This window comes from Microcoleus sp. B9-D4 (assembly GCF_036705105.1).
In the GTDB taxonomy this organism is placed as follows: domain Bacteria; phylum Cyanobacteriota; class Cyanobacteriia; order Cyanobacteriales; family Microcoleaceae; genus Microcoleus.
On the sequence record NZ_JAUBTS010000078.1, the window covers coordinates 21,633 to 27,661 of the forward strand.

Consider the following 6,029-nt stretch of genomic DNA (forward strand, 5'->3'; position numbering starts at 1 on the left):
GCTAGGGGGGCTAGGCGCATTGTTTGCTCAGCCTCAGTTCCCTTGTTACGCGGGAGATCTGGTTGAGTAGGGCTTCCCAAATTGCATCGGCGATCGCCACTGGATATTTGAAATGTTCGAGGTCGTATTGTACAATGACTTCTAGGGGTGCTAGGATTTGCTGGTTTCGACAACTGGCAATTGCTGCGATCGCCTCTTGTTGCCATCTGGCAAATAGTCTGTAGCTGAAAAAAGAACTGCATTTTTGTCCTTTCTTGTTCAGGTAAACGACTATTACTTGATGTTGTTTGGGGTATACTTTGACGATGCGGTTGACGGGCATTCTCAGGGCTTCGGCGACTTCTTTTTTGGAGATTTGCCAGCAGAGGGGTTTTAGCCAACCCGAGGCTGTAAGGCTCTGGCGTGTGTGGCTGGGCTTGTGAGTTTTTTGAGTGCGTCTCTTGGTCATTGCTATTTCTCCTCAAGAAACTTTAATGAAAATTAAAATTTTCAATGTAATTAAAATAATATCTGCTAAATCTTCTCCTGTCAAGCAAGACAGGTAAATTTGTTGGTACACAAGTAAACTAGGAATTGTGGTTATCTCGTGGCTGATATCGTGGACGCAGAAGCTAAGAAAAAACTGAGTGAGGTTGTTAAATTAGCGCGGGGCTCGATGAGTCTGACTGCTTTTGGCAAGCTGTTGGGAGTTTCTGCTGCTTCTGTCTTGTATTGGGAAAAGGGGCAGGTACTTCCAGATACGAAAAATTTGACTCAGATTGCGACAAGAGCAGGCTTTACGATGGAAGAGCTCATGGCTCATCTTGAAGGCAAGCCGATGCAGGAACCCGTAGATACTAACGATCTGCTTAAAAAAATTCAATCTATACCAATTAGTGAGTTGGCAGTGATTGGTAGAGCTGTGATGGATAGACTCGCGGCGGCGGCTGAGTCGTCTGGGAAATATAGTTGATGTATCAGTTGGCAAGTAGACTGCTATGTACGATCGCAGAGCTTTTAAGTCGTGAACATCCAAAATAGACAAAAACTTAGCGAAATCATCAAAACTGCTCGCGGAACAATGAGTCAGCGAGCGTTTGGCAAGCTTTTGGGCGTTTCCGCTACCGCTGTTCAGCTTTGGGAAAGGGGCGATACAGTTCCTGATACTGAAAACTTGGGTAAGCTCGCAGCGAGAGCCGGCTATACTCTGGAAGAGTTTCTCAGCTTTTTGGATGGCAATCCAGTCTCGCAAGCCCCAGAAATTAACGATATTGTCAAAAAAATTCAGTTTTTGCCTCTGAGTCAGGTGGCGCTAATTGGCAAAGCTGTAGCGGAGAGATTCGCTGCGTCGGCTGAGGCTGCTGGGGAATGAGTTAGGCTCGATCGCGATCGCCCGTTTTGCAGAAGTAGATCCCGATCGCCCTTAAAAATTTCCACCTCTGGTGATTATCACAAATCGAGTTATTTGTCAAGGCAAAATCTACTTTGTTAGGGAGTTCGATCGCCCTTATGCACTTACGCACTCCGACAAAGAAACCGGGTTTTTACCTAATCTGTCGGTGACAACCAGTCTTTTCGTAAAAAACCCGGTTTCTGGGCCTCTATGCGATCGCCCTTATGAAAAAACCACTCGCCCTATCCCTGACTCAATATGTCTAAAAACTCTTGGACAATGCGATCGGGTTCTTCTGTGCATCTGTGAGCGTCGCAATAGTGGATGATGCTGATACCGTGAGATGCAAACAGTCGAAAAGAAATCGATCCAACAGAATGGCATTAACCTACGGCAAATTCTGTGAACTGGCGCATATATGGTGAATGGAACCCCAGAACAATATCATCTTTAGCAATACCTAACTTCATCAAATCCAGGGTGATATCATCTTCCGTTGTGTTGAGTTGGAGCCAGATTTTTTCATCTTTAATATCGAGGTGTAAAATTGGGCCATAGACACGCTTACTTTTGTGCCAGCCGACATAGGCTAATTGGTAATGGTCGCGCTGTGAATCGAACAGAATTTGGAGTTCTAACTCTGAATTGCTAGAAGTTCCAGAACGCATCTGAGCATAGTTGAGTAAGGCTTGCTGCACGGCATTGCGATAACTATCTAGGTTAGCCATTGTCTGATTTCCTCCGTGGTAGGATCGTATACGATTAGACGGGTTTGACTCCTTTGAATCACAGATTGAATGAAGGGAACAACAAAAAAGTTGTCATAAATGCTGACAGGAACGGCGAGATAAAGTGTTCGATCGGGCTCGGTATCTTCGAGTGCGTAGCGATAGTTAAGACACTGACCCAAGGCCGTATGAAATTCCGAAAGTGTAGAGGCTCCAAGAAAGCTTTTGACCTCAACAGCGATTTTTTGACCCTTGCGCTCGGCAACGAGTAACTTTTCTGCTCCAAAGTCAATGTAGAGGTTGCTGATGCGCTCGATCGGGATTATAAGTGGATCATCGGTAATTGTCCAGCCATCTTTTTGGAGGGCGACTTTTACGGCTTCATGAAATCGATCTTTGGCAGGCATAGCCACTGAGAACGCTTTACTATTTGTATTTTACCATTGAATCGTGCAGCCCGATCGCCGATCGATACAATGATAGGAGGCTATGTTTTAGCAATTAAGGCTGGCGTTCGTTCAACCAATTAACTAAATGCGATCGCCCTATCCCTGACTCAATATGTCTAAAAATTCTCGGACAATGCGATCGGGTTCTTCTGTGCATCTGTTAGCGTCGCAGTAGTGGATGATGCTGATACCGTGAGATGCAAACAGGCGATCGCGCGTTTCATCTTTTTGTGTATCGGGATGCCATATTTCCAGAATTCCCCATTTGCCTTGGTGGAATATGAGGAAATCTGGTTCTTGGTTTTGTCGGCCTGCGGGTGTTGTGAGGCGGGCTTTGGAGTTGGGGAAAAAGAGGGTGTTTGTGCGATCGAGCGCTTCGGCTATTTTTACTTGTTCTTGGCTGTGAAAGCGCAAATCATTCCAGTGATAAATCCGTTCTTCTATGCTCGACAAAATTCCCTGGTTATTTGCGTCTTCAGCCTTGATAATTTCATCTGATGCCGTCTTATTATCAGTTATAATTGCACCGTGTAAATCTGCAGATGAATCTGATTCACTTAAGTTTGCGAATAATACTCTGGAGCCGCTTAAGTTAGCACCGCTGAGATTAACTCCAATAACTTGAGTTCGATGTAAAGTCACTTGATGTCGCCGCAAGTATCGTTTTATAACTGCTTTAATATTACTTTTTTTTACTTTTTCGTCAAAAGCGTCTGAGAGTAACTTCCAGAGTTTATAGCCAGCCGCTTTAATATATTCATCATCATATTTAGAAAGTTTAGCAATTTCCTCATAAGACTGTCTGCCTTCCCAGCACTGTTTGAAGATTAGCTCTTGCACGTCGTTTAACTGTTCGTCATCATCTAGGACTGTTTCGACAATGGCGAGAGCTTCATCGACTGTCATGGGTTAAATCCTGTTAAATGTAGTGTCGGAGTGGAGGTTGTGCTGGCATGGTTTATGATACTTTGCCCATGTACACACATTGCTGTGGATAGATTTTAGCACAGTAGAGGAGATGTTACTACTTTTTATCACTTTTTATCACTTTTTGTCGCTGCAAAGTTTATCCAGAGTTAGTAAGCTAATTTGAATAAAGAGCACTCAACAAAAAGAATATAAGGAGAACCATCGTGGAACAGTGGGTTAACTTCGAGCAATCTTTAAATCAGCGATCAAATAGCCAAGATTTAGACGAACAACAGAATAAAGCCAAAAATTTCTCGCTTAAAGGTCATGCTTTAGTTCGAGGCGTTGCAGGTTCTGGTAAGTCATTAGTATTGCTAAATCGTCTTGAAAAACTAATTGATGAGGGTTATAAGGATATTTTGGTATTGTGTTACAATCGCTTTATGAATCAATGGATTGATTCAATAATCAAACAAAAAGGCTGGAGTTCAAACGTAGAGTGTCGAACTTTTCATAGTTGGGCTTATCGCATAGGGTACACTTATGAGTGGGATGAAAACCCTGAGATGCGAGGGGAAATTATTGATTTAGTTAAAAATAACGCCAAAGAGCGCTATCAAGCCATTTTAATTGATGAAGCTCAAGATTTTTATGATGAATGGTTTAAGGCCATGTTATATGCCGTAAATCCCGATACAAACTCTATCTTTTTTGTCTATGACAATACTCAGTCAGTGTACGAAGGTCAGCAACATCGAACAAAGGAAAAATGGACTTGGAAGAATCTTGGATTTGAAGTCACGGGTCGTTCGCAAATATTTGATTTAAACTATAGAAACGCGCCCGAAATTATAGAATTAGCTTGGCAGTTTATATATCCTTATTTAGCTAGTGCTAATATGAAGATAGCTAAACGCTCAGAAGCTGGTGGTAAAATCGGTCATATTGTCGAACCACTCAAAAAGTCTTCTCGCAGTTCATCTATTAAGCCAATGCTTGTAAAAAGTGATAGGTCTCCAGACAATATAGCTAAACAGGTTAAACTGGCATTGAGCAGTCATCCAGAATCTTCAATCGGAGTTTTATTGCATCCACAAGAGCCAAGATCCTTTAAATCAGAAATTAGCGAATGCCTGCGGAAATTGGATGTTCCCCATCGCGCTCCCATACGTCCTCAAGAGCGAACTTATAACGTTGTAAACCGACCTTTTGTAATTGTAGATTCTTGGAACGCGCTGAAAGGAGTTGAGTTTGATGCCGTTATTATTGCTGGCGTTGACCAAGTGGAAAATTTGCCCGATGCTGATAAAGATTTTCAAGAAAAAGCAGGACTTTATACAGCAATAACAAGAGCAAAAGATCACCTAGTTATGTTATACCAAAATGAAACTCAAGTTGTGCAGCAACTTCAAAACATTTTGACAGCACCGGATGTTTTGGAGAGTGACTCAATGGTGAATGCTCAGGTTGCTTAGTGTGACGATGTAGATTTGAAGGCAATCGCATACCACACAAAAAGAGTTTTACAATACCAATCAAGCACTTTGAAGCGTACTAGGTTCAGGGATAGATTCACCTTCTGCTTCCCAAGCTTCCAAATACATTTCTATCACTTCTTCGCCGTTATGAATCGCTTCCTCACGAGTTTTGCCGTGAGTGCAAGGCATCACCACGCGATCAGCAAACTCTGGAATCGTGACTAGGAAAAGCCGATCTTCATCAGACCATTGAACAATCATACTATATCGACTCATAAACCCTCGCCCTCCCTTAACTCATTCATTTCAGTTAATAACTGTGCTAACTGCTTTTCTAGGTAGAGTGGCACATCATCTCCATCTTTGCATCGCCCTTAACAAATAAGAAAAAGCGCGATCGCTCAATCATCCCTTAAAGCCGACAGTGTTAAGGAATGAAAATCCGACCAACTCTTATATAGTTTTCGATGTAAAGTACAAGCTCAATCAAGCGATCGACACATTGCTCCCGATAGTCACGCTCAGCCACTCGATCGATGTTTCCGAGGGTAACAACAGGTAGCGAAGTTGGTGAACTTTCTTCACGAATAACTTGCTCTAACGAATCTGTTCCTTTCATACTGCGATTTGCTGTCAGCAGAATCATCTGGTTGTCTTGAGCAAATCGCCAAACAATTCGATCGCTACTATTAATTGGTAACTGAACTTCTTCAAAAATCACGAAGCGAATCGATAGTAAATCAACTCAACCTCCGGCAGTTATGCTGCCAAAAAGCATGAGATATTGCCCCTCAATATTATGGTCAATTATAAAAATCATCAGCTTGATACAGCAAGTCTAGCTTTTCGTGCCTGAAGTTTTGCCCAAGCTGCCTGTCGATCGGGCTTTGGCGGCATTCCTGCAATCTGAGCGAGTCGATCGCGATTGCGATCTTCCCAATACTGCCGGATTTCTTCTGCCTGTTGCAAAACTATTTGATACTCTGCCTCTACTTCAGTACGATTTGTTTCAATATCTGGGGGGGTGACAACCCACCCCAAACCCATAGCTAGTAAGGATTGAGGCAACTTGTGGTAAAAAAAGATAGGCAGC

9 protein-coding genes and 1 pseudogene are annotated in these 6,029 nt (G+C 42.8%); 3 read left to right on the forward strand and 7 right to left on the reverse strand.

Going from position 1 to position 6,029, the window contains the following annotated elements:
- Nucleotides 1–10: 10 nt before the first annotated feature.
- Nucleotides 11–448: a hypothetical protein gene (locus tag QUB24_RS29500; RefSeq protein WP_333157143.1), complete on the reverse strand. Its 438-nt coding sequence runs from the start codon at nt 446–448 to the stop codon at nt 11–13.
- A 138-nt stretch (nt 449–586) separates the two neighbouring features.
- Here QUB24_RS29500 and QUB24_RS29505 point away from each other — a divergent pair, with 138 nt between their 5' ends.
- Together QUB24_RS29505 and QUB24_RS29510 are read left to right on the forward strand one after the other, a co-directional pair.
- Nucleotides 587–952 carry a helix-turn-helix domain-containing protein gene (locus QUB24_RS29505; protein WP_333157145.1) on the forward strand — a complete coding sequence of 122 codons (366 nt, stop codon included), beginning with the start codon at nt 587–589 and terminating at the stop codon, nt 950–952.
- Nucleotides 953–1,060: 108 nt separating this feature from the next.
- Nucleotides 1,061–1,351 carry a helix-turn-helix transcriptional regulator gene (locus tag QUB24_RS29510; RefSeq protein ID WP_333157146.1) on the forward strand — a complete coding sequence of 97 codons (291 nt, stop codon included), beginning with the start codon at nt 1,061–1,063 and terminating at the stop codon, nt 1,349–1,351.
- A gap of 404 nt (nt 1,352–1,755) precedes the next feature.
- Here the strand turns inward: QUB24_RS29510 and QUB24_RS29515 are convergent, their stop codons facing one another.
- From QUB24_RS29515 to QUB24_RS29525, 3 genes are all read right to left on the reverse strand, one after another.
- Nucleotides 1,756–2,100 (reverse strand): XisI protein, encoded by a 345-nt coding sequence (locus QUB24_RS29515; protein WP_333157147.1) that lies wholly within the window; start codon nt 2,098–2,100, stop codon nt 1,756–1,758.
- Entirely contained in the window at nt 2,088–2,507 is a 420-nt protein-coding gene (locus tag QUB24_RS29520; RefSeq protein ID WP_333157148.1) for a XisH family protein, read from the reverse strand. Before QUB24_RS29520 ends, QUB24_RS29515 begins: the two co-directional genes overlap by 13 nt.
- A 138-nt stretch (nt 2,508–2,645) precedes the next feature.
- Nucleotides 2,646–3,455 carry a pentapeptide repeat-containing protein gene (locus tag QUB24_RS29525; protein ID WP_333157149.1) on the reverse strand — a complete coding sequence of 270 codons (810 nt, stop codon included), beginning with the start codon at nt 3,453–3,455 and terminating at the stop codon, nt 2,646–2,648.
- Nucleotides 3,456–3,682: 227 nt separating this feature from the next.
- On the opposite strand from QUB24_RS29525, the gene QUB24_RS29530 reads away from it, so the two are divergent.
- Nucleotides 3,683–4,933: a UvrD-helicase domain-containing protein gene (locus QUB24_RS29530; RefSeq protein ID WP_333157150.1), complete on the forward strand. Its 1,251-nt coding sequence runs from the start codon at nt 3,683–3,685 to the stop codon at nt 4,931–4,933.
- Between the two features lie 60 nt (nt 4,934–4,993).
- Here the strand turns inward: QUB24_RS29530 and QUB24_RS29535 are convergent, their stop codons facing one another.
- The 3 genes and pseudogenes from QUB24_RS29535 to QUB24_RS29545 form a co-directional block, all read right to left on the reverse strand.
- On the reverse strand, nt 4,994–5,212 hold the full coding sequence (locus QUB24_RS29535) for a type II toxin-antitoxin system HicB family antitoxin (RefSeq protein WP_333157151.1): 219 nt from the start codon (nt 5,210–5,212) through the stop codon (nt 4,994–4,996).
- 151 nt (nt 5,213–5,363) lie between these two features.
- Entirely contained in the window at nt 5,364–5,657 is a 294-nt protein-coding gene (locus tag QUB24_RS29540; RefSeq protein ID WP_333157152.1) for an ACP S-malonyltransferase, read from the reverse strand.
- Nucleotides 5,658–5,755: 98 nt separating this feature from the next.
- Nucleotides 5,756–6,029, reverse strand: a pseudogene (locus QUB24_RS29545) (hypothetical protein); the annotation flags it as partial.